Here is a 26424-nt window from a genome sequence, read left to right as displayed (position 1 = left end):
GCGGCCCCGTCCAGGGGGCGCGCCGCCGTCAGTACTTGGGGCCGATGTGGGCGTCCATGAGGGCGACGGAGTCCTTGCGGGCGACTGAGATGTTGACCTGGCCGGTGGGGCGGGGGATCGACGCCTTCCACTGGACGCCGACGGCGTCGAGGGTGGCGGTGAAGAGGCCGATGATGTCGGTCGAGGTGTTGGTGAAGAAGTACCTCGGGTACTCGTAGCGTTTCGTGACGCCGCCGACGGTGCGGGTCGTCCAGTTGGTGATCCGCGTGCCGTCCGAGTGGATGAGGCCGCGTAGGAACTCCCAGGGGTGGGCGTCGACGATCTCCTGCTGCCAGGACTCCAGGGCTATGGTGCGCTCGTGCTTCTTGCCGGGGCCGTGCTGGGGGAAGTAGCAGGGAAGGTGCTTCGAGTACACCTTGACGTTGTGGCAGCCGGCCCGCCGAACCCTGCAAGGGGTCAGGGCGGGCAGAACCTGCCGCATCGCCGCCTCGACGGCGTCCATGATGCCGGGCCACTTGTCGTCGCAGGTGATGAAGAGGCTCGGAACTCGATGTTGCTTCGGGTGGCTGATGTGACCGTCGCCCAGGTAGAGCCCGAGCAGGTATGAGTACGCGGGGCGGTTCACGTCGTCGCCGTCGCAGTGCATGCAGGTGGAGTGCTTGCGGCCGGGGAGCTCGCCGCGTTTGGCGAGATCTCGGTGCTTCCACCAGGAGACCGTGCCAACGGGAAGGCCGAGTCGACGGGCCGTGTCAGCAGTTCCGGCGCCACGCCGCAGGAGATGGACAGCTTGTTCGCGAACGGAGAACTCGTGCATGGGGCCGAGCGTGTGCGGATGCTCACGGTTGGTCCGGCGAATGATCGAAACTTCACTCGAACCAGTGAAGATCGCCAACCGCTGCCTGCCTGGCGATTGCCTTCGTTTTGAAGGAAAAGTGCCCCGAGTGGGATTCGAACCCACACTGTATGGTGTTTGAGACCATTGCCTCATGCCAATTGGGCTATCGGGGCCTACGAATCGAAGCTCAAGGCTCCGACCGACTGACTCAAACATACCGTGTCTAGGTACCCTCGTGCATGCAGTACCCCGCCGGAACTAGGAGCCACGTGAGCACCGCCGACGAGCAGGCGCAGCCGCTTGAGACCGATATGCCCCAGATCACCCGGATCGTGATCGCCGAGGACGAGGCGCTGATCCGCCTCGACCTCAAGGAGATGCTGGAGGAGGAGGGGTACACCGTCGTCGGTGAGGCCGGGGACGGGGAGACTGCGGTGCGGCTCGTGGAGGAGCTGAAGCCGGACCTGGCGATCTTCGACGTGAAGATGCCGGTCCTGGACGGGCTGTCGGCCGCCGAGCAGATCCACGAGAAGCACCTGGCTCCCGTGCTCATGCTGACGGCCTTCTCGCAGCGGGAGCTGGTGGACCGGGCGCGCGACGCCGGGGCGATGGCGTACATCGTCAAGCCGTTCTCGAAGTCGGACCTGGTGCCGGCGATCGAGATGGCGGTCTCCCGGTACGCGGAGATGCGGGCGCTGGAGAAGGAGATCGGGGATCTCAGCCAGCGGTTGGAGACCCGGAAGCTGGTGGACCGGGCGAAGGGCGTGCTGCAGACCAAGTTCGGGCTGAACGAGCCGGCGGCCTTCCGGTGGATCCAGAAGACGTCGATGGACCGTCGGATGACGATGGCGGCGGTGGCCGAGGCGGTCATCGAGGAGGGCGAGGCCCAGGACCGCAAGAAGGCGGAAGAGGGCAAGTCCGAGTAGGGCGCGCACGAAGGGCCCGGCAGAACGTTTCTGCCGGGCCCTTCTGCATGGCGTGGGTCAGTCCTCGCCGAGGTAGGCCTTGCGGACGGACTCGTCGTGCAGGAGGTCGGCTCCCGTCCCGGAGAGGACGATGCGGCCGGTCTCCATGACGTAGCCCTGGTCGGAGAGCGAGAGCGCCGCCTGGGCGTTCTGCTCGACCAGGAGGATGGTCGTACCGGAGGACTTCAGCTCCACGATGGTGGACATGATCTTCTGCATCATCAGCGGGGAGAGGCCCATCGAGGGCTCGTCCAGCATGAGCAGCTTGGGCTGGGACATCAGGGCCCGTCCCATCGCGAGCATCTGCTGCTCGCCGCCGGAGAGCGTTCCGGCGGCCTGGCGGCGGCGTTCGCCGAGGATCGGGAACAGGCCGTAGGCCCGTTCGACGTCCGCGGCGATGCCGGCCGCGTCGGTGCGCAGGAAGGCGCCGAGGAGGAGGTTCTCCTCGATGGTCATCCGGGGGAAGATGTGCCGGCCCTCGGGGGAGTGGGCGAGGCCGAGGGCGACGATCTTGTGGGCGGGGACGGTGGAGAGGTCCTGGCCGTCGAAGGTGATCCGTCCGGCGGTGGGCTTGAGCAGGCCGGACAGGGTGCGCAGGGTGGTGGTCTTGCCGGCGCCGTTGGTGCCGATGAGGGTGGTGACCTCGCCCTGGGCGACGGTGAAGCTGATGCCCTTGACGGCTTCGATCTTGCCGTAGGCGACGCGGAGGTCCTGAACTTCGAGAAGTGCGGTCACTGGTCGGACTCCGTAACGGCGGGGCTGGTGCCTTCGAGCGGGGCGCCGAGGTAGGCGGTGATGACGCGTTCGTCGTTCTGGACGGTCTCGCGGTCGCCCTCGACGATCTTCTGGCCCTGGACGAGCACCGCGGTGCGGTCGCAGAGGTTGAAGATGAAGCGCATGTCGTGCTCGATGACGAGGACGGAGATCCCCTTGTCGCGGATCGCGAAGACGAGTTCCTCGGCGGCCCGGGTCTCCTGGGGGTTCATGCCGGCGGTGGGTTCGTCGAGCAGCAGCAGGCCGGGTTCGGAGGCGAGGGCGCGGGCGATCTCCAGCTTGCGCTGCTCGCCGTACGGGAGGTTGCGGGCGAGGTGGTCGGCCTTGTCGGCGAGGCCGGTGAACGCCAGGAGTTCCATGGCCTTCTCGCGGCTCTCGGCCTCGGCGCGGTGGTAGCCGGGGCCGCGCAGGATGGCGGAGAAGATGCCTTCCCTGGTGCGGGTGTGCCGGCCGACCAGGACGTTCTCCAGGACGGTCATGTTGGCGAACAGCCGGATGTTCTGGAAGGTGCGGGCGATGCCGGCCTGGGTGACCAGGTGGGGCTTGGGCGGCAGCAGGGTGTCGCGGTAGCGGACGGCGCCCTCGGTGGGGACGTACAGGCCGGTGAGGCAGTTGAAGAAGGTGGTCTTGCCGGCGCCGTTGGGGCCGATGAGACCGATGATCTCGCCCTCTCCGACGGTCAGGGAGACGTCGTTGACCGCGGTGAGGCCGCCGAAGCGCATGGTGACGCCGGTGACTTCGAGCAGGGGTGCGGCGGTGGTGGTCATCGGGTCGGTCACGCCCCTGCCTTGGTGAGTGCGGTCGGCTCGCCGGAGGCCTGGGCCGGGACGGCGGCCTCGTGGAACTCCAGCTGCTGGCGCCGGTTGGGGATGAGTCCTTCGGGCCGCACCCGCATCAGGACGATGAGGGCGGCGCCGAAGGCGAGGAGCTGGTAGTCGGCGAGGAACTCGAGCTTCTTCGGGATGAGGAAGAGGAGGGTGGCGCCGGCCAGCGGGCCGCTGATGGTGCCCATGCCGCCGAGGATGACCGCGGCGAGCAGGAAGGCGGAGTTCGGCGGGAGGGCCTCGGCGAAGGTGTACTGGTCGGGGGTGACGGTGTAGCTGACGTGGGCCTGGACGGTGCCGGCGAGGCCGGCGAGCAGGGCGCCGAGGGCGAAGGCGAGCAGCTTGAGCCGGAAGCCGTTGATGCCCATGGCCTCGGCGGCGGTCTCGTCCTCGCGGATGGCGACCCAGGCGCGGCCGATGCGGGAGTTGCCGACCCGGGCGAAGACGAGCACGACCAGGGCGGTGACCAGGAGCATCAGCAGGTAGTAGTTGGAGAAGCGGCCGAGTTCGACGCCGAGCACGGTGTGCGGTTTGCCGAGGTCGAAGCCGAGGATCTGCAGGTCGGGGATGCGCGGGATGCCGTTGGAGCCGTTGGTGACCTTGGGGCCGGTGGTGCCGTTGAGGTTGAGCATGGTGATGCGGAAGATCTCGCCGAACCCGAGGGTGACGATGGCGAGGTAGTCGCCGCGCAGCCGCAGGGTGGGGGCGCCGATCAGTACGCCGAAGACCATCGAGACGACGGCGCCGGTGAGCATCGCGGCCCAGAACGGGAACTGGACGTGGATGGGGGAGGCGGGGGAGCCGGAGACCAGGGCGGCGGCGTAGGCGCCGACGCCGAGGAAGGCGACGTACCCGAGGTCGAGCAGGCCGGCCAGGCCGACGACGATGTTGAGGCCGAGGGCGACGGTGGCGAAGATCAGGATGTTGGTGGCGACGGAGGTGTACTGGTCGCTGGTCTGGGTGAACGGGAAGCTGGCGGCGGCGGCGAAGGCGGCGCCGGTGGTGACCGGGCGGTGCTTGACGGTCAGGGCGCGCAGCCGGGCGAGCAGGCCGGACCTGGACAGGGCGGGGACGGCGAGGGCGACGAACAGCAGGTAGCCGGTGAAGAGTTCGCCGTACTCGGTGTCGATGCCGAAGGTGATCGCGAACAGTCCGAGTCCGAAGGCGAGGACGATCAGCAGCACTTCGAGCCAGGAGGGGAGCGGGCGCGGTGCGGGCAGCGGGCGGTCGGTCCGGCCCAGTCGGATGGTGCTGTTGGCGAGGTGGCCGAGCTGGAGCAGCAGGACGGCGCCGGCGGCGATGGCGAGGCCGCCGGCGAGGGCGGTCATGACCGGGGCGACGGGCTTGTCCTCGGGGATGGCGTGGGCGGCGAACCAGGCGGCGGGGGCGACCGGGACGAGCAGGAAGAGGCGTTTGTCGAGGGTCCGCAGCGGGACGGCGGTGCGGCGGTCGAGCGGGAGGCCGAGGGCGCCGAGGACGCTGATCAGGCCGCCGGCGGCGAGGACCCAGCCGCCGGGTTCGAGGTTGGCGAGGCCGCCGAGTTCGGTGGAGACGGCGGCGACCGAGTAGACGGCGACGGTGAGGGCGCCGGTGGCGGCGTACAGGACGGCGTTGTGGCTGCGGGAGGGGGCGGCCCAGCGCAGGCCGGGGACGCCCTGGCCGGCGAGCAGCAGGACCAGGGTGAGCAGGCCGGCGGCGAGGGCGAGCCACTGGAGGCCGGCCGGGGAGCCGTAGTAGGTGAGGTCGCCGGGGAACTCGGAGGTCCAGGTCCAGGACATGGCGGCGGAGGCCGCGGTGGCGAGGGCGCCGAGTGCGGTGACGGCGGCGGCGGCGCGGGCCGGCAGCGGGATGACCGGGGTCGTTTCGGTGGTGGTGGTCATGGTGGTCACGCCCTGTCCGCGACGCGCTCGCCGAGCAGGCCCTGGGGCCGGATCAGGAGTACGAGGATGAGGAGAACGAAGGCCCAGACGTCCTTCCAGGCGCCGCCTCCGAAGAGGTGCATGCCGGGCAGGTGCTGGATGTAGCCGGTGGCGAGGGCTTCGGCGAGGCCGAGGGCGAGGCCGCCGAGCATGGCTCCGTAGATGTTGCCGATGCCGCCGAGGACGGCGGCGGTGAAGGCCTTGAGGCCGAGGATGAAGCCCATCCGGAAGTCGACCTGGCCGCTGCGCAGGCCGTAGGCGACGGCGGCGACGGCGGCGAACGCGGCGCCGATGGCGAAGGCCATGACGATGATGCGGTCGGTGTCGATGCCCATCAGCTTGGCGGTGTCCGGGTCCTGGCTGGTGGCCTGCATGGCGCGTCCGGAGCGGGTGCGGGTGACGAACCAGCCGAGGGCGAGCATGCACAGCGGGGCGGCGATGATCAGGAAGAGGTCGCTGCGCTGGATGGTGACGGAGCCGAGGCTGAACGGGTCGCCGGGGAGCTTGGGGAAGACCCGGGCCTTCTTGGCGTCCGGGTAGAAGGAGAAGACGAGTTGCTGGAGGAAGATGGAGAGCCCGATGGCGGTGATCAGCGGGGCCAGCCGGGGGGCGGTGCGCAGGGGGCGGTAGGCGAAGCGTTCGGCGGCGACGGCGGTGAGGGTGGAGACCAGGATGCCGGCGATCAGCATGAGCGGCAGGGCCAGCCAGAGGGTGGTGCCGCCGGGGAGGGCGAGGTAGGCGGTCAGGGCGCCGAAGCCGCCGACCATGACGATCTCGCCGTGGGCGAAGTTGATGAGCTGGACGATGCCGTAGACCATCGTGTAGCCGATCGCGACGAGCCCGTAGAGGGCGCCGAGGATCAGGCCGTTGGCCAGCTGCTGCGGTAGGTCGTGCACCGCTGGGCCTCCGTAGTGCGTTCGGGGGTGTCCGCGTGGGTGGTGGATGTGGGTGCGCGCGGGGGCACTCGTGGCGCCCCCGCGCGCGGTGTGGTGGGGAAGTGGGGCCGGTGGAGCGGGTGGTGACTCGGTGTCAGCCCTTGAAGGTGCCGGACTTCTCCACGGCCCACTTGCCGTCCTTGACGGTGTATACGGTGAGCTGCTTGTTGGTGGTGTCGCCGAACTCGTCGAAGGAGACCTTGCCGGTCACGCCGTCGAAGGTGACCTTCTGGACGGCGTCGCGGACGGCCTTGCGGTCGGGGACCTTGCCGTTGTTGTCCTTCACGGCCTGCTTGACGCCCTGGATGATGGCCCAGGCGCTGTCGTAGGAGTAGCCGCCGTAGGTCTCGTAGGCGTCCTTGTAGCCGGCCGTCTTGTAGTCGGCGATGAACTTCTTGGCGGTGTCGAGGGATTCGACCGGCAGGCCGACGGCGGTGGCGTAGTCGCCCTGGCTCTTGGGGTTGAGCTTGATGAAGTCGCCGCTCTGGATGCCGTCGCCGCCCATCAGGGGGATGTTGACGCCGGCCTCCTTGAGCTGGAGGGAGAGCGGGCCGGCCGCGGGGTACTCGCCGCCGTAGTAGACGGCCTCGGCGCCGGAGCTCTTGACCTTGGTGACGATGGCGGCGAAGTCGCGGTCGTCGGGGTTGACGTGCTCCTCGCCGACGAGGGTGCCGCCGAGCTTGGTGAACTCGCCCTTGAAGGTGCCGGCGAGGCCGGCGCCGTAGGTCTTCTGGTCGTCGATGAGGAAGACCTTGGTCTTCTTGGCGTCGTTGTAGAGGAACTGGGCGGCGAACGGGCCCTGGACGGCGTCGGTGGTGGCGGTGCGGAAGTAGGAGTTGAAGGGGCGCTTCTTCTCGCCGCTGGCCCACTTCTCGCCCTGGCTGAGGGCGACGCCGGTGTTGGCGGGGGAGACCTCGACCAGGTTCGCGTCGTCGAAGATCTGCTGCATCGACTGCGCCACGCTGGAGTTGAGCGGGCCGACGACGCCGAGGACCTTGGAGTCGCCGACCAGCTGGGTGGCGTTCTGCTGGCCGGGGGCGGGCTTGCCGGTGTCGTCCAGGGCCTTGATCTCGAACTTGACGCCGGGGACCTCGTTGCTCTCGTTGGCCTTCTTGATCGCGAGGTCGACGGAGTTGCGGATGCCGAGGCCGAGGGCGGAGAGGTCGCCGGTGAGCGGGGCGTCGACGCCGATGACGACGGTGGTGGAGGCGGAGTTGCCGCCGCCGTCGCCGCCCTTCTTCTCTCCGCGGGAGCCGCAGGCGGTGAGGCTGAGGGCGCCGATCACGGCAATGCTCACGACAACTGCTGAACGGTGACGCACGAGGGTCCCCTTCGGTTCAGGAGGCGCCCGCGCCGGAATGGCGGGAGCCGGAGTGCGCGGAGGGCCTGGCCCAATCGAATGGCGCGGTGACTGGCCGTGACTCTAGATGCCGTTGGGCGGCTCTGGCAGTGCTGGGGGCAGGCTGTGATTCTCTTGTTATGAGCACACGGAGCATTTGTCTCACCATGTGGTCGTTCCGGCTCGATCCATCCCGCGATGTCAGGCGTTTACTTGCTGGTAGGGGGATGTAAGGCCCAGAAATGGGGGTTGCAGCTGGCAGCGTCGATTATCGGACGATCATGTCCGATGCCCTGGTTTCGACCTTGAGCGTCCGGATTGCGGACGTGGAGAGCCCGGCCGCATGGTTCCGAGGCGCCTGAAGGTCTCGGAACCGGCAATTGATCGGATTTCCTACTTGTTACGTAGCGTCACATGCTGCGGGATGGGGGTCGGCCGCGCCCGGGCATGTGAACGCCCCCTTGTCCAGACCAACGCCTGCCCAAGGCGGCGGAAGGTCAAACAAGGGGGCGGAAAAGGGACTTGATGTCGTTTCGAGTGAACTCGGCGACGCGGTACGGCCGTTGTCGCGCCGGTGGTTCGGGCCGCGCCGGAGGTCCCGGGTCGGGCCGGTGGTCCGCGTCGGGCCGGCGGTTCCCGGGGGGGCCGTCAGAGGTCGCGCAGCATGCAGGTCAGCCGGCAGCTGGTGATCCGCCGGCCGGTGTCGTCGGTGATCGCGATCTCGTAGGTGGCGGCGGTGCGGCCCTTGAACACGGCCGTCGCCACCCCGGTCACCAGGCCGGAGGTGGCCGAGCGGTGGTGGGTGGCGTTGAGGTCCACGCCGACCGCGTAGCGGCCCGGTCCGGCGTGCAGCATCGCCCCGATCGAGCCCAGCGTCTCGGCCAGCGCCGCCGACGCGCCGCCGTGCAGCAGTCCGTACGGCTGCTGGTTGCCCTCCACCGGCATGGTGCCGACCACGCGGTCGCCGGAGGCCTCGACGATCCGGATGCCGAGCTTCTCGCCGAGGTGGCCGCCGGAGAAGGTCTGCGGGCTGACGCCGAGCTTGGCGAAGTGGTCCAGCACGTCCTGCGGGACGTTCAGGACCGGCGCGGTGTCGGTCGCGGGCGCGGTGGCGGGCGCGGTGGCGGGCGCGGGGGCGGGCGTGGTGTCGGTGGCGGTGCCGGGGGCCGCGTCGGTCATGGGGGGAGCTCCTGCCGCTGGGGGACGCTGGGGACTGCTGGGGACTGCTGGGAAGGCCGGGAATGCCGGGGAACGCCGGGGGCGTGCCGCCTGTGATCGTACGACCGTCCTACTCGGAGGTAGCAGCTGCGGACGGACCGGCGCGGCGTCCTTTTTGTCGGTGCCGGGCCATAGGATCGGTGGCCGGTAGTGGAATCGGCAGGAACGGACGTTGACGTGGCTACGCAGAGTACGGACAAGGGCGCGACGGGTGGCGGCGGGGCCGGCCGGCGGCCCCGGCTGATGCTGCTCGACGGGCACTCGATGGCCTACCGGGCCTTCTACGCCCTGCCCGTGGAGAACTTCAACACCTCCACCGGCCAGCCCACCAACGCGGTCTACGGCTTCGCCTCGATGCTCGCCAACACCGTGCGCGACGAGCAGCCCACCCACCTCGCCGTCGCCTTCGACCTCTCCCGGCAGACCTTCCGCTCCGTCGAGTTCCCCGACTACAAGGCCAACCGCGCCAAGACACCGGACGAGTTCCGCAGCCAGATCGGCCTGATCGGCGAACTGCTCGACGCCATGCACGTCCCCCGGCTCACCGTCGAGGGCTTCGAGGCCGACGACATCATCGCCACCCTGGCCACCGCCGCCGAGGCGGCCGGCTACGACGTCGACATCGTCACCGGCGACCGCGACTCGCTCCAGCTGGTCACCGACCACGTCACCGTGCTCTATCCCACCAAGGGCGTCTCCGAGCTCACCCGCTTCACCCCGGAGAAGGTCACCGAGAAGTACGGCGTCACCCCGCGCCAGTACCCGGACCTCGCCGCGCTGCGCGGCGACCCGTCCGACAACCTGCCCGGCATCCCCGGCGTCGGCGAGAAGACCGCCGCCAAGTGGGTCAACCAGTTCGGCTCCTTCGACGAACTGGTCTCCCGCGCCGACGAGGTGAAGGGCAAGATCGGCGAGAAGCTGCGCGACCACCTCGACTCGGTCAAGCGCAACCGGGTGCTCACCGAGCTGGTCCGCGACGTCCAACTCCCGGTCGGCGTCGCCGACCTGGACCGCAAGCCGTTCGACAAGGACGCCGTCGGCACCCTGATGGAGTCGCTGGAGTTCCGCAACGCCAACTTCCGCGACCGCGTCTTCGGCATCGACCCGGCCGCCGGCGAGGCCCAGGCGGAGGCCGAGCTCGCCCCCGGCGTCGAGGTCGACGGCGAGCTCCTCACCGACCCGGGCACCCTGGCCGCCTGGCTGGCCGAGCACGCCTCCGACGGCAAGACCACCGTCGCCCTCGCCGCCGTCTACCAGTGGGCGCTCGGCTCCGGCGAGGTCACCGAAGTCGCCCTCGCCGCCGGGGAGTCCGCCGCCTGGTTCGACCCGGCGCTGCTCGCCGAGGAGGACGAGCAGGCCTTCACCCGCTGGCTCGCCGACCCCGCCGCCCCCAAGGCCCTGCACATCGCCAAGCAGGTGATGCGCGCCTTCGCCGAGCGCGGCTGGACGATCGAGGGCGTCGTCGCCGACACCGCGCTCGCCGCCTACCTGGAGAAGCCCGGCCGCCGCACCTTCACCCTGGAGGTGCTCGCCGAGGAGTACCTGGCCCGCTCGCTCACCCCCGCCCCCGCCGCCGAGAGCGGCCAACTCTCCTTCGACGCGCCGGAGGAGGACGAGACGGCCGCCGCCCAGTCGCTGATGCTCCAGGCCCGCGCCGTGCTCGACCTCGCCGCGCTCTTCGACACCCGCCTCGGCGAGGTCGGCGCCGCCGAGCTGATGCACGACATGGAACTGCCCATCGCCGCCCTGCTGGCCCGGATGGAGCGCTACGGCATCGCCGCCGACCGCGAGTGGCTCACCGGCCTGGAGGCGCAGTTCGCCGCCGAGATCCAGCGCGTGGTGGAGGAGGCGCACGCCGCCGCCGGGCACGAGTTCAACCTCGGCTCGCCCAAGCAGCTCCAGGAGATCCTCTTCGGCGAGCTCGCCCTCCCCAAGACCAAGAAGATCAAGACCGGCTACACCACCGACGCCGACGCGCTCACCTGGCTGGCCACCCAGACCGACAACGAGCTGCCGGTCATCCTGCTGCGCCACCGCGACCAGGCCAAGCTGCGCACCACCGTCGAGGGCCTGCTCAAGACCGTCTCGCCCAAGGGCCGCATCCACACCACCTTCAACCAGATGGTCGCCGCCACCGGCCGGCTCTCCTCGCAGGACCCGAACCTGCAGAACATCCCCGTCCGCACCGAGGAGGGCCGCGCCATCCGCCGCGCCTTCGTCGTCGGCGAGGGCTACGAGTCGCTGCTCACCGCCGACTACTCGCAGATCGAACTGCGGATCATGGCGCACCTGTCCGAGGACGAGGCGCTGATCGAGGCCTTCGCCTCCGGCGAGGACCTGCACAACACCGTCGCCTCCCAGGTCTTCGAGGTGCCGCGCGCCGCAGTGGACGCCGAGATGCGCCGCAAGATCAAGGCGATGTCCTACGGCCTGGCGTACGGGCTGTCCGCGTACGGGCTCTCGCAGCAGCTCGGGATCAAGCCGGCCGAGGCCCAGGGCCTGATGGACACCTACTTCGAGCGCTTCGGCGGCGTGCGGGACTACCTGCGCCGGGTCGTCGACGAGGCCCGGGCGACGGGCTACACCGAGACGCTGCTCGGCCGCCGCCGCTACCTGCCGGACCTCAACAGCGACAACCGCCAGCGCCGCGAGATGGCCGAGCGGATGGCCCTCAACGCCCCGATCCAGGGCTCGGCCGCCGACATCGTCAAGATCGCCATGCTCCGGGTGGACGAGGCGCTGCGCGCGGCCGGCCTCACCTCCCGGATGCTGCTCCAGGTGCACGACGAAATCGTGCTGGAGCTGGCCCCGGGCGAGCGCGAGCAGGTCGAGGCCCTCGTCCGCGAGCAGATGGCGGGCGCCTACCCGCTGCGCGCCCCGCTGGACGTCTCGGTCGGCGTCGGCCCGAACTGGGAGGCCGCCGCGCACTGACGCGGCGTGCGGTACGCGGCGGGCCCGGAGGCGCGGAGCGTCCGGGCCCGCCGCCGTCTGCTCCTGCCGCCGTCTGCTCCTGCCGTCGTCCCGGCCTGCCGTCGTCCCGGTCGGAGGCGGCCGGGTCGGAGGCGGCTGGTCGGCCGGTCGGAAAACCGGCCCGGACGACGGGTCAATTCCGTACTACCGTAGGCCCAATGACAACAGGATCCACTGCGACCGACCAGCCCGTCTCGCTGGCCCAGGCGCCGAAGCACCAGGCCCGCAACTCCGCCGCCTTCTGGACCGCGACCGGCCGAGCCCGCGGGCACGAGGTGATCCGCTGCCGCGGATTCGTCGCGGTCGACGGCGACGAGCGGGCGGGTCTGCGGATCCTCGTCCAGGAGCCCGACCTCGACCCGGACGAACTGGCCGGGTTGACGGAGCTGGTCCGCCGGGCCGCGGGGGCGGTGAACGTCGAGGATCCGTTCAGCTCCACCGACCTGAGCCACCTGGGCATGCGGACCTGGCAGATGCCGGTCATGCTGCGCCTGCCCGGGCCGGTCGCCGAACCGGCGCTGGACGTGACCAGGGTGCGGCGGCCCGAGGACCTCCAGACGGCCGAGCGGCTCGTGATCGAGGGCTTCGAGCTGGACACCTTCGAGCCCCACCGCCCCGGCGAACTCTTCCCGACGTCGCTGATCGAACAGCCGGGCGTGGACGTGTTCATCGCCTCGGTCGACGGCGTGGCCGCGGGAGCCGGCGTCAGCGTGGTGGCCGACGGCGTCGGCAGCCACTACTGGATCAGCACGTCGTCGGCGTTCCGCTCGCGCGGCGTGGGCCGGGCCGTCATGCTCGGCGCCCTCGCCCACCTGGCGGACCTCCCGGCCACCCTCACCGCCTCGAAGCTGGGCAGGCCGCTGTACGAGTCGCTGGGGTACACGGTCGCGGCGCCCTCGACCTGGTGGGCCGCCCCGCGTCCGACCGCGTCGTCGTGACGCCCGCCGGCCCCGCACCGTCGTGATGCGCGGGCCGGCACTCGTACTGCACAGGAAGTCGGCGGGGCCGACTTCCTGTGCACGGTGATGCCGTCGTGCGGGCCGCCGTGCGGGTGGCGTCAGCGCGCGAACTTCTCGACGGCCGCCGGGGTGACGGGGGTGAAGAAGTTGACCAGGTTGCCGTCGGGGTCGCGGAACAGCAGCGACCGGTTCCCCCAGGGCATCGTGGTGGGCTCGGTGACGAAGTCGGTGACGAAGCCGCGCAGGTTGCGGTGGACGCGGTCCACGTCGTCGACGAGGAACTCGGTGATCACGCTCTGGTTGGCCGCCGGGCGGGCGGAGCCCGGGGCGAACAGCGGGACGGTCCGGGTGCCGGCGATCGCGAGGGTGGCGCCGCCGACCCTGAGCTCGGCGAAGTCCTCGGTGGCCCACGCCGCCCGGGCGCCGGTGGCTCGCTCGTAGAACTCGACGAGGCGCGCCACGTCGCCGGTGATGATGCGGATCGAGACGAAGTCCATGGGGATCTCCTTGGCCGTGCCGAATGGGTGCGGGTCGCAGGCTAGGAGAAATAGTGGACAGAACCGGTCCCCTATTCGCGTTAGGCTGCGAACATGCCTCGACCGGCCGCCCGCGTGCTGACCCTCCTGGAGCTGCTGCAGTCGGGCGGCACCCGGACCGTGGCCGAACTCGCCGACCGGCTCGGCGTCGAGGGGCGCACCGTGCGCCGGTACGTGGACCAGCTGATCGAGCTGGACGTCCCCGTGGAGTCGGTGCGCGGCCGCTACGGCGGGTACCGGCTCGCTCCCGGGTACCGCCTGCCGCCGCTCATGCTCAGCGACGACGAGGCGCTGGCCGTCCTGCTCGGTCTGGTCGCCGGCCGCCGGGCGGGGTTGACGACGACCGAACGCACGGCGGGCGAGACGGCGGCGGCCAAGATCCGGCGGGTGCTGCCCCGGCACCTCGCGCATCGACTGGACACGCTCCTGGAAGCCCTCGACTTCACGGACCGGCCCGGCGAGTTCGCCACCCCGGACGCCGGGGTCCTGCTCACCATCGCCGACGCGGTGCGCCACCGCCGACCCGTCTCGATCCGCTACACCGACCGCGACGGACGGCGCAGCGAGCGCATGCTGCACGCGTACGGGATCGTCGCCCACGCGGGCCGGTGGTACGTCACGGGCGAGGACCCCGCGATCGGCGAGGACCGGACCTTCCGGCTCGACCGCATCGAGGACGCGCGGACCCGGCCCGGCTCCTTCGAGGCCCCTGAGGGCCCTGGCCCGGCGCAGCGGGTGTTGTCGGCGTTCGCCACGGCCGAGTACCGGCACGAGGTGACCCTGCGGATCCACGGAACGGCCGCGCAGATCCGCGCCCACCTCCCCGCGAGCGTCGCGACCCTGGAGGAGTGCGCGCCCGAGTCCGGCGACTGGCTGCGCGTCGAGCTGCGGGCGGAGCGTCTCGACTGGCTGCCCCCGGTCCTCGCCTCACTCGACCGGCCGTTCGTCATCGAGCGCCCCGACGAGCTGCGCGACCTCGTCACCGCCCTCGCCGACCGCCTCGCCTCCCACGCCCGCCGAGCCTGACGGCGAGGAGCCGGCGTCCTGGCGCCTGCCGGGGGGTTTAGCCGGTCGAGGAGGTACGGCTCAGCGCGGGGGCTTGGTGCCGTCGGGCCACACGCACGGGGAGGAGAAGCCGATCACGAGAGTCCCGTACGAGCTGCCGATCCCGTCGATGGAGCCGGTGAACTGGTCGGTCGAGTTCGTGAAGTGGGCGGACGTGCGCAGGGCGCCGGAGTCGTCCTGCCGGAATCCCATGGCCTCGATCCGGGTCCGGAGGCGCTCGACGTACTCGGCCTGGCGGTCCACCGGAATGCCGGAGAGCCGCCTCTCCGTGACCTCCACGACGCGGCCGTCGTACTCGGAGGGGGCGTCGTTCCTGAAGCAGTTGGTGCCGTTCTCCCGCTCGCCGGCCGTGGCGACGGGCTGGGGCAGATCGGCGAGGGCCTGCCCCATGTAGTCCGCGGTCCGCTGCTTCGCCTGCGCCTGTGTCATGGTCGGGGCATCGGAGTCCTCGCCGCATGCCGCGGCCGTCAACAGCAGTCCGGCGGCCACCGCTGCCGCGATCGGCCGGTGTCGCGTCACCGGCCGGCCCCGTTGCCTGCGATCACGGCGCCGAACGCCTTGACGGACGTGCTCCCTGGCAGCCAGTAGTGCGAGTGGTCGGTACTACCGGCCGGCAGGTGCTGGGCACCGAAGCCGCTGTCCACGGGGTCCAGCCCGAAGGCCAGGCCGGTGCTCGCTACGTGTTTGATCATCGTGTCCTCGCTGCCCCGGGCGACGTAGACGTGGGACGGGTCGATGTTCAGGTCCTTGGCGTGGTCGACGCCGACGCCGGGGGCCGCACCCGCAACCGGTTTCGCGTCCCGCACGGCCTTCGACTCGCCCACTGGCCGGGCTGGGAGGCGGTTTTCGGCGCCGTGAGGCGGTGGGGTGCACAGGAAGTCGGCGGGTCCGACTTCTGGTGCTTGGCGGTTGGAACGGGGTAGGTGTGATGCGAACGGAACCGGGGAGGGAGATCGGCCATGAAGCGGCCAGGGTACGCGATCGCGGTCGTGCTCGACATCGTGCTGTTGATCGGGCTGTTGCAGGGTTGGCTGCCCGCCGGCTCCGAGGGAGGACGGAAGTTCCTGATCCTCTTCACCGCCTTGATCCTGACACTCGTCCTCTTCTCCGCGATCCGGCCGAACCGACGGGACTGACCTACTTCCGAGTGTTGGTGCGGCGGGTGGGTTCGGCCGTGGTCGGGTCCTCGGGCCAGGGGTGGCGGGGGTATCGGCCTCTCAACTCCGCGCGGACGGCGCGGTAGCCGTCGCGCCAGAAGCTCTCCAGGTCGCCGGTGACGGCGGCGGGGCGGCCGGCGGGCGACAGGAGGTGGATGGTCAGCGGGACGCGGCCTCCGGCCAGGGCAGGCGTCGCTGTCCAGCCGAAGAGCTCCTGCAACTTGACTGCCAGGACCGGGCGTTCGGTGGTGTAGTCGACGCGGATCTTCGAGCCCGACGGCACCGTGATGCGCTCGGGGGCGAACTCGTCCAGCCGACCCGCCTCACCGGTGGACCAGGGGAGCAACCTCTGGAGGGCGGCGGTCGTGTCGATCCTGGCCAGGTCGGCGCGGCGGCGGGCGCGGGAGAGTTCGGGCTCCAGCCACTCCTCGGCGCGTTCGAGCAGTGCCTCGTCGCTGACGTCGGGCCAGGGATCGCCGATGGCGGCGTGGAGGAAGGCCAGACGTTCGCGCAGGTTGGACGGGAAGGTCAGCAGCGTGCCGACGCCCTCACGGGCGAGGCCTTCGAGCAGAGCAGCCCGGACGAGCAGGGGGTCGGGGCGGTTGAGGGGCTTCTCGGCGAGTTCGACGGCGCCCAGCGACTCGACCCGGCGCGAGACGACCTCCCCGCGCCGGGTGTCCCAGTGGACCTCCTCGCGAGAAGCCAGCAGCGCCGCTCCGGCGGCCAGCGCGGTGGCCTCGTCCAGCGCCGCGGCGTGCAGGACGCGGGCCGAGTGCGAGCCCGCCGGGCGGTCGGCGACCGCGACGGCGAGCCAGGGCAGGGCGCCCAGCGACGTGCCGGGCGCGAGTTCGGCGGCCGTCCCGCTGGCCATCAGGTACGGGCTGCGCTCGCCGGGGGCGGGCCGCTCGACGCGGGCGCGGGCGATCCGCTCCGGGAAGGCGAGCGCGACGACGAGGCCGGCGGCGACGGCGTCGGGCAGGTCGGTGGCGGGCTCGTCGGAGGTGGCGCGCAGCAGCCGGCGGACTTCGTCGCGCCAGCGCCCCGCGTAGGGGTCGCGGGAGGACCGAACCGTGCGCCAGACCGCGCCGAGGTCGTCGCCCAGCGCCCGGGGCGGTTCCTCGGAGAGCAGCGCGACGACCTCGGCGGCCCGCCGTGCGCCGACCGCCGCCGCGCCGTCGACCAGGGCGCGCCCCAGCCGGGGGTGCAGCCCCGTACGGGCGAGCCGGACGCCACGCGCGGTGGCCCGTCCGTCCGGGTCGACCGCGCCGAGCGCGAGCAGGGTCTGCCGGGCGGCGGCCATCGCCCCGGCGGGCGGGGCGTCGGGCAGGGCGAGGCCGGTGGCGTCCGGGTCGCCCCAGCAGGCGGCCTGGAGGGCGAAGGAGGTGAGGTCGGCGAGCGCGATCTCCGGAGTGGGGAAGCGGGCGGCGAGGGCGTCCTCGGCCTCGTTCCAGCAGCGGTAGACGGTGCCCGGGGCCTCGCGCCCGGCCCGGCCGGCCCGCTGGCGGGCGGCGGCGAGCGAGGCCCGGACGGTGACCAGCCCGGCGAGCCCGCGGGCGTGGTCGGTGCGCGGCTCCCGGGCGAGTCCGGCGTCCACCACGACCCGGACGCCGGGGACGGTGAGCGAGGACTCGGCGACGGCGGTGGCGAGCACGACCCGCCGGCCCTCGCCGGGCGAGAGGGCGGCATCCTGGACGGCCTGCGGGGCGCGGCCGTGGAGTTGCAGGACGTCCGCCGGAACACCGCCCAGCGCCCCGGCGACCCGGGCGATCTCGCCGACGCCGGGCAGGAAGCAGAGCACGTCCCCGTCCCGCTCGGTCAGCGCCCGCCGCACCACCGAGGCGACGTGGTCGAGCAGCGCCGGGTCCACCCGGGTGCCGTGCGCGGGCCGGACGGCGCGCGGCGGCGGCGCCCAGACCACCCCGACCGGGTGGGAGGTGCCGTGCGCCTCCACCACCGGGGCGCCGCCGAGCAGCTCGGCCCAGGCCTCGGTGTCGGAGGTGGCCGAGGCGCAGACCAGCCCGAGGTCGGGCCGCAGCGCCGCCCGGACGTCGAGCAGGAAGGCGAGCGCGGTGTCGGCGTCCAGGTGCCGTTCGTGGCACTCGTCCAGGACGACCACGTACACGCCGGGCAGTTCCTGGTCGCGCTGGAGCCGTTGCAGCAGCACGCCGGTGGTGACCACCTCGACGACCGTCTCGGGGCCGGTGCGGCGCTCGCCGCGCACGGTGTAGCCGACCCGGCCGCCGACGGCCTCGCCGAGCAGCCAGGCCATCCGCCGGGCGGCCGCCCGGACGGCGAGCCGGCGCGGTTCGGCGACCAGCACCCGCCGCACCGGGCTCCCGGGGGCCAGCAGCCCGGCCAGGGCCAGCGGCACCAGGGTGGTCTTGCCGGTGCCGGGCGGCGCGGCGAGGACGGCGGTGCCGTGCCCGGCCAGCGCGTCGTGGAGGGCGGGCAGGGCGGTGCGGACGGGCAGGTCGTGCCCCACCGGAGGCAACCTCAGCCCCGCTCGGTGACGAAGATCGCCGTGCCGGGGATCAGCCGTCCGCGCAGTGGGGACCAGCCGCCCCACTCCTGCTCCAGGCCGGCCGGCCACTCGGGCTCGACCAGGTCCACCAGCCGGAAGCCGGCGGCGACGAGTTCGCGGACCCGGTCGCCGAGGGTGCGGTGGTGCTCGACGTAGGTGGCGCGCCCCTGCTCGTCCTGCTCGACGTACGGGGTGCGGTCGAAGTAGGAGGACACCGCGGTGAGGCCCTCGACGCCGGGCTCGTCGGGGAAGGCCCAGCGGATCGGGTGGGTCACCGAGAACACCCAGCGCCCGCCCGGCCGCAGCACCCGGTGAACCTCGCGCATCAGAGCGGCGGTGTCGGCGCTGAACGGGACGGCGCCGTACGCGGAGCAGGCGAGGTCGAAGGAGGCGTCGGCGAAGGGCAGCACGGCGGCGTCGGCCTGGACGACCGGAACGGGCGCGGTGCCGCGGCCGAGGTCGATCCGACGGGAGTGCTGGAGCTGGCGGTAGGAGATGTCCAGGGCGACGGGCCGGGCGCCCCGGGCGGCCAGCCAGCGGGAGCACTGGGCGGCGCCGGCGCCGATCTCCAGCACGTCCCGGCCGGCCACCTCGCCGAGCAGCCGGGCGTCGGCCTCGTCCAGGCCCTCGGGGCACCAGGTGAAGCGGTCGTCGCCGAGGAACTCGCCGTGCTCGTCCTGGTACTCGTCGGCGTTGCGGTCCCACCAGTGCCGGCTGGCCCGGCTGCTCTCCCCGCTGCCGGCCTCCCGCCGGAGCGCGTCGTCGCCGTCCTCCTCCTCGTCCCGAACGGGGGAGGTGTCAAGATCGTGCAGGTTCGACTGGGGGGTGGTGGCCACGGTGACAATGCCCATCGCGTAGGGTATGGAGTGCGGAAGCGTCGCTGCCGAGAACCGGCCCGTAAGGGTCCGGGTCCTGGCGGTGGCATCCGGGGACAGGGCCCCTTCGGGCGCCGCCGCGAGGCGCGCATTCGGAGGATATGGCCTGATCCGTACCGGGCTCCACCGTCTTGCCGTCCTTCGGCATTGACCGTGCCTGGCCGTCCCCGTATGCTACAAGTTGCGCTGCGGGCCTGCGCGCCTCGGACGGAGCAGGTCGCGCTCGCATCTGTCGAAGACCCCACGGTCGCAAGACGGACGCCGGTTCTCGTTGTTACGGGAATCCCGGTGCGCCGTGTTCTTGGCTGTCCGGCTTTCGGTGGGAGCGATACGGGCCCTCCGCGTGGCATTACCTACGACTTTCATGTCCGTACCGGAGCCCTTTTCCTAATGACGAGCCCCACCGACTCCTCCCTCAGCACCACCCCGCAGGTCGCGGTCAACGACATCGGCGACGCGGAGGCCTTCCTCGCCGCGATCGACGAGACCATCAAGTACTTCAACGATGGCGACATCGTCGAGGGCGTCATCGTGAAGGTCGACCGTGACGAGGTCCTCCTCGACATCGGTTACAAGACCGAGGGCGTCATCCCGTCCCGCGAGCTCTCGATCAAGCACGACGTTGACCCGCACGAGGTCGTCGCCGTCGGTGACAACATCGAGGCCCTGGTTCTCCAGAAGGAGGACAAGGAGGGTCGTCTCATCCTGTCCAAGAAGCGCGCTCAGTACGAGCGTGCCTGGGGCACGATCGAGAAGATCAAGGAAGAGGACGGCATCGTCACCGGTACCGTCATCGAGGTCGTCAAGGGTGGTCTCATCCTCGACATCGGCCTCCGCGGCTTCCTCCCCGCCTCGCTGGTCGAGATGCGTCGCGTCCGCGACCTCCAGCCCTACGTGGGCAAGGAGCTCGAGGCCAAGATCATCGAGCTGGACAAGAACCGCAACAACGTGGTCCTGTCCCGCCGTGCCTGGCTGGAGCAGACCCAGAGCGAGGTCCGCCAGACCTTCCTCACCACCCTGCAGAAGGGCCAGGTGCGCTCCGGCGTCGTCTCCTCGATCGTCAACTTCGGTGCCTTCGTGGACCTGGGTGGCGTCGACGGCCTGGTGCACGTCTCCGAGCTGTCCTGGAAGCACATCGACCACCCGTCCGAGGTCGTCGAGGTCGGCCAGGAGGTCACCGTCGAGGTTCTCGACGTGGACATGGACCGCGAGCGCGTCTCCCTGTCGCTGAAGGCGACCCAGGAGGACCCGTGGCAGCAGTTCGCCCGTACCCACCAGATCGGCCAGGTCGTTCCGGGTAAGGTCACCAAGCTGGTTCCGTTCGGTGCGTTCGTCCGCGTGGACGAGGGTATCGAGGGTCTGGTCCACATCTCCGAGCTGGCCGAGCGCCACGTCGAGATCCCGGAGCAGGTCGTCCAGGTCGGCGACGAGATCTTCGTCAAGGTCATCGACATCGACCTCGAGCGTCGCCGCATCAGCCTGTCGCTGAAGCAGGCCAACGAGGCCCTGGGTGCCAACCCGGCCGAGGTCGAGTTCGACCCGACCCTGTACGGCATGGCCGCCTCGTACGACGACCAGGGCAACTACATCTACCCGGAGGGCTTCGACCCCGAGGCGAACGACTGGCTGCCCGGCTTCGAGAAGCAGCGCGAGGAGTGGGAGCGCCAGTACGCCGAGGCGCAGGCCCGCTTCGAGCAGCACCAGGCCCAGGTCATCAAGAGCCGCGAGGCCGACGCCCAGGCCGCCGAGGAGGGTGGCGACGCCGTCGCCGCCGCCGCCGGTGGTTCCTACTCGTCCAGCAGCGACGAGGGCTCGGGCGCCCTGGCCTCCGACGAGGCCCTGGCCGCCCTGCGCGAGAAGCTGGCCGGCGGCCAGAGCTGAGGCTCTCGCTTCCCGCTAGCCGATAGCTAGACGGTGGGCCCCACCCGGAATTCCGGGTGGGGCCCATTTCGTTTTCCGCCCTGATTTATACCGCTCCGACTTATGTGTGCCTTATGTGAAGGAAAGTGTGAGATGAGGCTCATTGCCCGTCTATAGGCCGGAGTTCGGGTTGCACCTAAATTGATGGGAGCTGCCCGAAAGGCTCCTTCATGCGCAACCCCTCTTCCGCCGCCCCCACCGCCGTGGTCGGTGGCCGGCTCGCGGCCCTCGGCCGGTTCTGCTTCCGCCACCGTCGCTGGGTGCTCGGCCTGTGGGCCGTCGTCCTGGTGGTCGGCGTCCTGATCGGGGGGCGGGTCTTCGAGGGCTCGGTGGCCGGGGCCACCTCCGCCAGTGCCGAGGCCGACCGGGGCGGCGCGGTGGTCACCGCGGCCGACCCGGCCAAGGGCACCGTCACCGCCGTGGTGGACGGCCGGCCGGTGGACGATCCGGCGGTCCGGGCCGCCGTCGAGCGGGCCACCGCCGAGATCGCCGCCCTGCCCGGGGTCTCCTCCGCGCTGGACGCGTACGGCTCCGGCCCGGCACCGGCCGCGCTGCGGTCCGCCGACGGGACGGCGAGCCTGGTCAGCGTCCGGATGGCCGACACCGCGTCCACCGCCCAGACCGACGCCGTCACCCAGCGGCTCACCGCGCTGGACGGCACCGGTGGCGCCCACGTCACGGTCGGCGGGGACCTGGTGCTCCAGCAGGAGGTCAAGAAGCAGACCGAGAAGGACACCCGGTTCGGCGAGCTGGTGACGCTGCCGCTCACGCTGATCGTCATGGTGCTGGTCTTCGGCGGGCTGGCGGCGGCCTCGCTGCCGGTGATCGGGGCGGTCGCCTCGGTGGGCGGCGCGCTGCTGGCCATGTTCGGTTTCAGCCGGATCATGGACATCGACACCAGCGTGCTGCCGATCGCCACGGTGCTGGGGCTCGGGCTCTCGATCGACTACGCGCTGCTCATGGTGAATCGTTTCCGCGAGGAACGCGGCCACGGCGCGGGCATCGCCGCCGCCGTCGAACGGACCGCGGCGACCGCCGGCCGCACCGTGGCCTTCTCCGGGCTGACCGTTGCCGTCGCGCTCTCGGGCCTGTTCGTCTTCACCAGCCCGGTGCTCGGCGCGGTGGCCGCGGCCGGGGTGAGCGTGGTGGTGATCGCCGTCGCCGCCGCGCTGACCCTGATCCCCGCCCTGCTCGGCTTCGCCGGCGCGCGGATCAGGACGCCCGTCGCGCCCGTGGCGGACGAGGGGTTCTTCAGCCGGACCGTGCGCCGGGTGCGCAAGCGGGCGGTGGCGGTCACGCTCGCCTCGGTGGCGCTGCTGATGGCGGCCGGCGCGCCGTTCCTGCACGCCGACATGCGCAGCTCCGGCGCCGCGGTGCTGCCCGCCTCCTCCGCCGGGCGGCAGGTCGCCGAGACGGTCGACCAGCGCTTCCCGCAGGCCGCGGCCGCGCCGATCACCGTGGTGGTCGAGGGCGGGGCGCCGGTGGCGCAGGCGTACGCGGACGAGGTGGTCGCCAAGCTGCCCGGGGTGAGCGGGGTGCGGGCCGTGACGCCGGTGGGCGACACGGTCTCCACGATCGACGTGCTGGTGCACGGGGACCCGCAGGGCGGACAGGCCAAGCAGGTGGTGAAGGAGCTGCGGGCCGACCGCGGCGGGCTGACCACCTACGTCACCGGCGGCGCGGCCTCGGTGGTGGACTTCCAGGACGAGCTGCTCTCCCGCGGACCGTGGGCGCTCGGCCTGGTCGCGGTCGGCACCCTGGTGCTGCTCTTCCTGATGACCGGCTCGGTGGTGATGCCGGTCAAGGCGCTGCTGATGAACCTGCTCTCGCTGGGCGCCTCGCTCGGCGCGCTCACCCTGGTGTTCCAGGACGGCTGGTTCAGCGGGCTGCTCGGGTTCAGCCCGACCGGCGGGCTGGAGACCTTCATCCCGGTGCTGGTCTTCGCCTTCGCCTTCGGGCTGTCGATGGACTACGAGGTGTTCCTGCTCGCCCGGATCAAGGAGCTGCGGGACAAGGGCCACAGCTGTACCCGGGCGGTGGAGCTGGGCGTGCAGCGCAGCGGTCGGATCATCACCTCGGCGGCGCTGCTGATGGTGATCGTCTTCGCCGGGTTCGCGCTCGGGGACATGCTGATGGTCAAGCAGATGGGCATCGCGCTGGCCGTCGCCGTCGCGGTGGACGCCACCCTGGTGCGGTGCCTGCTGGTGCCCGCCGCGATGAGCCTGTTCGGCGAGTTCAACTGGTGGGCGCCCGCCCCGCTGCGGCGGCTGCACCGGCGGTTCGGGCTGAGCGAGCACGTCGACCTGCCGGAGATCGAGCCGGTGGTGATCCCGGTGCAGCGGCCGGCCAAGCCGCTGGTCGGGACGGCGTAGCGGGCTGCTCCGGAGGGGCTTTCTCCGGAGGGGGCTGCTCCATCGGGGCGTCCGGAACCTAGGGCGCCGGGACCGGCCGCTGCCGGAGCAGGGCGAGGCGGCTGGCGGTGCGGTCCAGGTCGCGCTGGAGCGGGGAGCCCGGGTCCAGGCCGGTCATCGGGTCGGCGCCGATCAGGACCAGCCGGACGTCGCGGTCGCAGCAGACGTCCACCAGGTTGGCGAACCGCTGGCGGCCGTCCGGGCTCGCCTCGGTGAGCGGCGGCACGCCGTCCAGGACGAGGGTGGGGAAGCGTTCGACGAGCGCCAGGTAGTCGGGGACGGCGGTGCGGCCCTCGCAGAGCGCGTCGAAGCCGAACCAGACCAGGCCCTCGCCCTCGCGCACGGCGCGGGCGGGCAGCTCGCGGTGGTGGGCGGTCACCGGGGCGGCCTCCCCGGGCCCGGGCGGGGTCAGGCCGGCGGCCGCCTCCTGGCCGGGGCGCAGGACGGCGCCGGTGGTGAAGCGCGGCTCCTGCCCCGCGGGCCGGTCCCCGGCCGGGGCCGCCCGGCGGAAGTCGACCGCGCCGGCGACGTCGAGGACGTCCATCCGCTCCTGGATGAGCCTGATCGTCGGTTCGAAGAGGTGGTGGTAGAGCGGGTCGGGCATCAGGCCGACGGGCGGGTAGTTGGACGTGGTGACCAGGGTGATCCGGCGGTCCAGCAGGGTGCGCAGCAGGCGGGCGACGAGCATCGCGTCGCCGGCGTCATGGGCGTGGAACTCGTCGAAGACCAGGATCCGGCAGTCGCCGAGCAGGTCGTCCACGGCGCGGTCGACGGCGGCGCCGTCGCGTGCGGAGTGCTGGGGGCCGGCGTCGTGGTGGGCGACCCCCTCGTGCAGGCGGCGGAAGAAGTCGTGGAAGTGCAGCCGCCGCTTGTGCGGGGTGGACAGGCCGTCGAGGAAGGTGTCCACGAGCCAGCTCTTGCCGCGGCCGACCGGGCCCCACAGGTAGAGGTGGCGTGGCGGGTGCCGCAAGCGCCAGGCGGGCCGGGCCAGTTCGCCGGCGAGCCGACTGAGCCGTTCGGCCGCCGCCTGTTGGGCGGGAGCGAGGGTGAAACCCCGCTGGTGGGCGGCGCGGTGGAAGTGCTCGCGCATGGCCTGGTGGTGCTGCTCTGCCCGGTCCGTCACGTGGTCGGACCCTAGCAGGGGCGGAAGGCCGGCTCGTCGCGGGTGTCGGTCCGTCAGCGCGACTGGGGCGGCGGGGCGATGGCGGTGTCGGCGGTGTCGGCGGTGCGGGCGGTGCGGGCGGTGCCAGGGGGGTCAGTGCAGGCGGCGCAGCAGGGGGACGGCGGCCCGCAGGGTGTGCTGCTCCTCGGGGGTGAGGCGGGACTCGATGACGCCGGCGATCCGGCGTTCGCGGCGGGCGCGCTGGTCGAACAGGGCGGTGCGGCCGGCCTCGGTGGCGGTGACGAGCAGCTTGCGGCCGTCGGTGGGGTGGGGCTGCTGGGTGACCAGCCCGGCCCCGGTCATCAGTGCGACGGTGCGGGCCATCGACTGGTGGCGGACCCGCTGGAGGGCGGCGAGTTCGGCGACCGTGCAGGTGTGCTCGTCGCGGACCAGCAGGCCGAGGACGGCGGCCTGGTTCTGCGGGAGTTCGTCGCCGCCGCGCAGGGAGCGGACCAGGCTGCCGATCGCGGCGCGCAGGTCGGCGGCGAGTTCCAGGGTGTCCGCGTGGGGGTCTTCACTGCTCATGGGAGGAGTCTACCGGGAATTAATGCAGCACAGCTGTACAGCCTTGCTGTATGGTTTCCGGCATGCGAATCACCAAGTTCGGACACGCCTGCGTACGCGTCGAGCACGGCGAGGCCACCGTCGTCGTCGATCCGGGGGCGTTCACCGACCCCGCCGCCCTGGCCGGGGCGGACGCCGTCCTGATCACCCACGAGCACATGGACCACTTCGAGGAGTCCCGGCTGCGCGCCGCGCTGGAGGCCGACCCGGCGCTGCGGGTGTGGACCAACCGCGCCGTCGCCGCCCAGCTGGACGGCGTGGCGCAGCGGGTCGCCGTCGTCGGCGAGGGCGACGCCTTCGAGGTCGGCGGGCTCGGCGTCTCGGTGCACGGTGAGTGGCACGCGGAGATCCACCCGGACATCCCGCGGGTGCCGAACGTCGGCTTCCTCTTCGACGGCCGGCTGTTCCACCCCGGCGACGCGTTGACCCTGCCGCCGCACACCGTGGACACCCTGCTGCTGCCGATCGCGGCACCCTGGAGCAAGGCCTCCGAGGTGGTCGACTACATCCGGGAGGCCGGGCCGCGCCGGGCCGTACCGGTGCACGAGGCGGTGCTCAGCCCGGTCGGATTCGCCGTGCACACCCGGCTGGTCGGGCCGGAGGGGCCGGGCGCGAGCGCGGGCGCGGAGTTGGTGCTGCTGGGGGACGGCGAGGGCCTGGAGCTGGACTGACGGACTCCGGCGACGGCCGGGTGTCGGGCGGGGCCGCTCCGGGGGCGGCCCGCGCTGACGCCGCCGGTGCCTCGCCGGTAGCCTGACGCCATGCTGAAGATCGGACTGACGGGTGGCATCGGCGCGGGCAAGAGCGAGGTGTCCCGGCTGTTCGCCGCGCGTGGCGCGGTGATCGTGGACTCCGACGTGATCGCCCGCGAGGTGGTCGCCCCCGGGACGGACGGTCTGGCGGCCGTGGTCGCCGAGTTCGGCCCGCAGGTGCTGCGGGAGGACGGCGCGCTGGACCGTCCGGCGCTCGGGGCGGTGGTGTTCGCCGACCCGGAGCGGCTGAAGGCGCTGAACGCGATCGTCCACCCGCTGGTGCGGGCCCGTTCCGCCGAGCTGGAGGCGGCGGCCGCGCCGGACGCGGTCGTGGTGCACGACGTGCCGCTGCTGGCCGAGAACGGCCTGGCGCCGCTGTTCGACCTGGTCGTGGTGGTGGACGCGGCCGACGGGGTGCGGCTGGACCGGCTGGTGCGGCTGCGCGGGATGGCCGAGGAGGAGGCCCGGGCCCGGATGGCCGCGCAGGCCTCCCGGGAGGACCGGCTGGCGATCGCGGACCTGGTGATCGACAACGGCGGCGGCCTGGCGGAGCTGGAGGCGCGGGTGGACGAGGTCTGGGCGGAGCTGGCGCGGCGCGCGGCGGCCTGACGGAGAGCCGGACCCCCGGCCGGCGCCGGCCGGGGGTCCGGTAAGGGTGCCTGAAGGGGCGTCGGACCGAGTGGCCGGGAAGGGACTGGTGAAAAGCCCTGGTGGGAGGAGAGC

23 protein-coding genes and 1 tRNA gene are annotated in these 26424 nt (G+C 71.9%); 9 read left to right on the top strand and 15 right to left on the bottom strand.

Features of this window, described 5'->3' with window-relative positions:
• Window positions 1-28 precede the first annotated feature (28 nt).
• Both ACZ5GH_RS08900 and ACZ5GH_RS08895 read right to left on the bottom strand, forming a co-directional pair.
• Window positions 29-814, bottom strand: coding sequence for a helix-turn-helix domain-containing protein (locus ACZ5GH_RS08900; RefSeq protein ID WP_464333879.1), 786 nt, complete (start codon window positions 812-814; stop codon window positions 29-31).
• Between the two features lie 119 nt (window positions 815-933).
• Window positions 934-1008: transfer RNA gene (locus tag ACZ5GH_RS08895), tRNA-Leu, on the bottom strand.
• Between the two features lie 138 nt (window positions 1009-1146).
• On the opposite strand from ACZ5GH_RS08895, the gene ACZ5GH_RS08890 reads away from it, so the two are divergent.
• On the top strand, window positions 1147-1761 hold the full coding sequence (locus tag ACZ5GH_RS08890; RefSeq protein WP_387749312.1) for an ANTAR domain-containing response regulator: 615 nt from the start codon (window positions 1147-1149) through the stop codon (window positions 1759-1761).
• A gap of 57 nt (window positions 1762-1818) precedes the next feature.
• Here ACZ5GH_RS08890 and ACZ5GH_RS08885 read toward each other — a convergent pair whose 3' ends face one another.
• The 6 genes from ACZ5GH_RS08885 to ACZ5GH_RS08860 all read right to left on the bottom strand — a co-directional run bounded on the left by ACZ5GH_RS08885 (window position 1819) and on the right by ACZ5GH_RS08860 (window position 8770).
• The gene (locus tag ACZ5GH_RS08885; protein WP_387749119.1) at window positions 1819-2535 is read right to left on the bottom strand and encodes an ABC transporter ATP-binding protein; all 717 of its coding nucleotides are present in this window, start codon (window positions 2533-2535) and stop codon (window positions 1819-1821) included.
• Complete coding sequence (locus tag ACZ5GH_RS08880; protein ID WP_387749315.1) at window positions 2532-3341, bottom strand: ABC transporter ATP-binding protein; 810 nt, start codon at window positions 3339-3341, stop codon at window positions 2532-2534. The genes ACZ5GH_RS08885 and ACZ5GH_RS08880 overlap by 4 nt, the downstream gene beginning before the upstream one ends.
• A gap of 8 nt (window positions 3342-3349) precedes the next feature.
• Window positions 3350-5278: a branched-chain amino acid ABC transporter permease gene (locus ACZ5GH_RS08875; protein WP_387749121.1), complete on the bottom strand. Its 1929-nt coding sequence runs from the start codon at window positions 5276-5278 to the stop codon at window positions 3350-3352.
• A 5-nt stretch (window positions 5279-5283) separates the two neighbouring features.
• The gene (locus ACZ5GH_RS08870) at window positions 5284-6213 is read right to left on the bottom strand and encodes a branched-chain amino acid ABC transporter permease (protein WP_387749124.1); all 930 of its coding nucleotides are present in this window, start codon (window positions 6211-6213) and stop codon (window positions 5284-5286) included.
• 133 nt (window positions 6214-6346) lie between these two features.
• Entirely contained in the window at window positions 6347-7573 is a 1227-nt protein-coding gene (locus ACZ5GH_RS08865) for a branched-chain amino acid ABC transporter substrate-binding protein (protein ID WP_387749127.1), read from the bottom strand.
• 666 nt (window positions 7574-8239) lie between these two features.
• Complete coding sequence (locus ACZ5GH_RS08860; protein ID WP_387749130.1) at window positions 8240-8770, bottom strand: PaaI family thioesterase; 531 nt, start codon at window positions 8768-8770, stop codon at window positions 8240-8242.
• Between the two features lie 282 nt (window positions 8771-9052).
• Here ACZ5GH_RS08860 and polA point away from each other — a divergent pair, with 282 nt between their 5' ends.
• Both polA and ACZ5GH_RS08850 read left to right on the top strand, forming a co-directional pair.
• The gene (gene polA / locus ACZ5GH_RS08855) at window positions 9053-11740 is read left to right on the top strand and encodes a DNA polymerase I (protein WP_464336807.1); all 2688 of its coding nucleotides are present in this window, start codon (window positions 9053-9055) and stop codon (window positions 11738-11740) included.
• Window positions 11741-11937: 197 nt separating this feature from the next.
• Window positions 11938-12717: a GNAT family N-acetyltransferase gene (locus tag ACZ5GH_RS08850; RefSeq protein WP_464333878.1), complete on the top strand. Its 780-nt coding sequence runs from the start codon at window positions 11938-11940 to the stop codon at window positions 12715-12717.
• Between the two features lie 119 nt (window positions 12718-12836).
• Here ACZ5GH_RS08850 and ACZ5GH_RS08845 read toward each other — a convergent pair whose 3' ends face one another.
• Window positions 12837-13235: a VOC family protein gene (locus ACZ5GH_RS08845; RefSeq protein ID WP_464333877.1), complete on the bottom strand. Its 399-nt coding sequence runs from the start codon at window positions 13233-13235 to the stop codon at window positions 12837-12839.
• Between the two features lie 93 nt (window positions 13236-13328).
• Between ACZ5GH_RS08845 and ACZ5GH_RS08840 the strand changes: the two genes are divergently transcribed.
• Entirely contained in the window at window positions 13329-14300 is a 972-nt protein-coding gene (locus ACZ5GH_RS08840) for a helix-turn-helix transcriptional regulator (protein WP_464333876.1), read from the top strand.
• A gap of 60 nt (window positions 14301-14360) precedes the next feature.
• On the opposite strand, the gene ACZ5GH_RS08835 is transcribed toward ACZ5GH_RS08840, so the two are convergent.
• Together ACZ5GH_RS08835 and ACZ5GH_RS08830 are read right to left on the bottom strand one after the other, a co-directional pair.
• Complete coding sequence (locus ACZ5GH_RS08835) at window positions 14361-14768, bottom strand: hypothetical protein (protein ID WP_464333875.1); 408 nt, start codon at window positions 14766-14768, stop codon at window positions 14361-14363.
• Window positions 14769-14854: 86 nt separating this feature from the next.
• Complete coding sequence (locus ACZ5GH_RS08830; protein WP_464333874.1) at window positions 14855-15163, bottom strand: hypothetical protein; 309 nt, start codon at window positions 15161-15163, stop codon at window positions 14855-14857.
• 135 nt (window positions 15164-15298) lie between these two features.
• Between ACZ5GH_RS08830 and ACZ5GH_RS08825 the strand changes: the two genes are divergently transcribed.
• Window positions 15299-15475: a hypothetical protein gene (locus ACZ5GH_RS08825; RefSeq protein WP_464333873.1), complete on the top strand. Its 177-nt coding sequence runs from the start codon at window positions 15299-15301 to the stop codon at window positions 15473-15475.
• A 1-nt stretch (window position 15476) separates the two neighbouring features.
• Here ACZ5GH_RS08825 and hrpB read toward each other — a convergent pair whose 3' ends face one another.
• Window positions 15477-17978 (bottom strand): ATP-dependent helicase HrpB, encoded by a 2502-nt coding sequence (gene hrpB, locus ACZ5GH_RS08820; protein ID WP_464333872.1) that lies wholly within the window; start codon window positions 17976-17978, stop codon window positions 15477-15479.
• Between the two features lie 11 nt (window positions 17979-17989).
• On the bottom strand, window positions 17990-18868 hold the full coding sequence (locus ACZ5GH_RS08815; RefSeq protein WP_464333871.1) for a class I SAM-dependent methyltransferase: 879 nt from the start codon (window positions 18866-18868) through the stop codon (window positions 17990-17992).
• A 414-nt stretch (window positions 18869-19282) separates the two neighbouring features.
• Between ACZ5GH_RS08815 and rpsA the strand changes: the two genes are divergently transcribed.
• Window positions 19283-20773 (top strand): 30S ribosomal protein S1, encoded by a 1491-nt coding sequence (rpsA, locus tag ACZ5GH_RS08810; RefSeq protein WP_030061640.1) that lies wholly within the window; start codon window positions 19283-19285, stop codon window positions 20771-20773.
• Between the two features lie 209 nt (window positions 20774-20982).
• A complete protein-coding gene (locus ACZ5GH_RS08805) occupies window positions 20983-23184 on the top strand; it encodes an MMPL family transporter (RefSeq protein WP_464333870.1) in 2202 nt (733 codons plus the stop codon).
• Window positions 23185-23242: 58 nt separating this feature from the next.
• Here ACZ5GH_RS08805 and zapE read toward each other — a convergent pair whose 3' ends face one another.
• Together zapE and ACZ5GH_RS08795 are read right to left on the bottom strand one after the other, a co-directional pair.
• The gene (zapE, locus tag ACZ5GH_RS08800; protein ID WP_464333869.1) at window positions 23243-24346 is read right to left on the bottom strand and encodes a cell division protein ZapE; all 1104 of its coding nucleotides are present in this window, start codon (window positions 24344-24346) and stop codon (window positions 23243-23245) included.
• A gap of 132 nt (window positions 24347-24478) precedes the next feature.
• Window positions 24479-24910: a MarR family winged helix-turn-helix transcriptional regulator gene (locus ACZ5GH_RS08795; RefSeq protein ID WP_464333868.1), complete on the bottom strand. Its 432-nt coding sequence runs from the start codon at window positions 24908-24910 to the stop codon at window positions 24479-24481.
• 62 nt (window positions 24911-24972) lie between these two features.
• Between ACZ5GH_RS08795 and ACZ5GH_RS08790 the strand changes: the two genes are divergently transcribed.
• Together ACZ5GH_RS08790 and coaE are read left to right on the top strand one after the other, a co-directional pair.
• Window positions 24973-25620: an MBL fold metallo-hydrolase gene (locus ACZ5GH_RS08790; protein ID WP_464333867.1), complete on the top strand. Its 648-nt coding sequence runs from the start codon at window positions 24973-24975 to the stop codon at window positions 25618-25620.
• Between the two features lie 90 nt (window positions 25621-25710).
• Window positions 25711-26310 (top strand): dephospho-CoA kinase, encoded by a 600-nt coding sequence (gene coaE, locus ACZ5GH_RS08785; protein WP_387749162.1) that lies wholly within the window; start codon window positions 25711-25713, stop codon window positions 26308-26310.
• Window positions 26311-26424: the final 114 nt, after the last annotated feature.

This window comes from Kitasatospora sp. Xyl93 (assembly GCF_055383135.1).
Note: the sequence above shows the minus strand (reverse complement) of the source record. Positions and strands in the feature narration are given on the sequence as shown.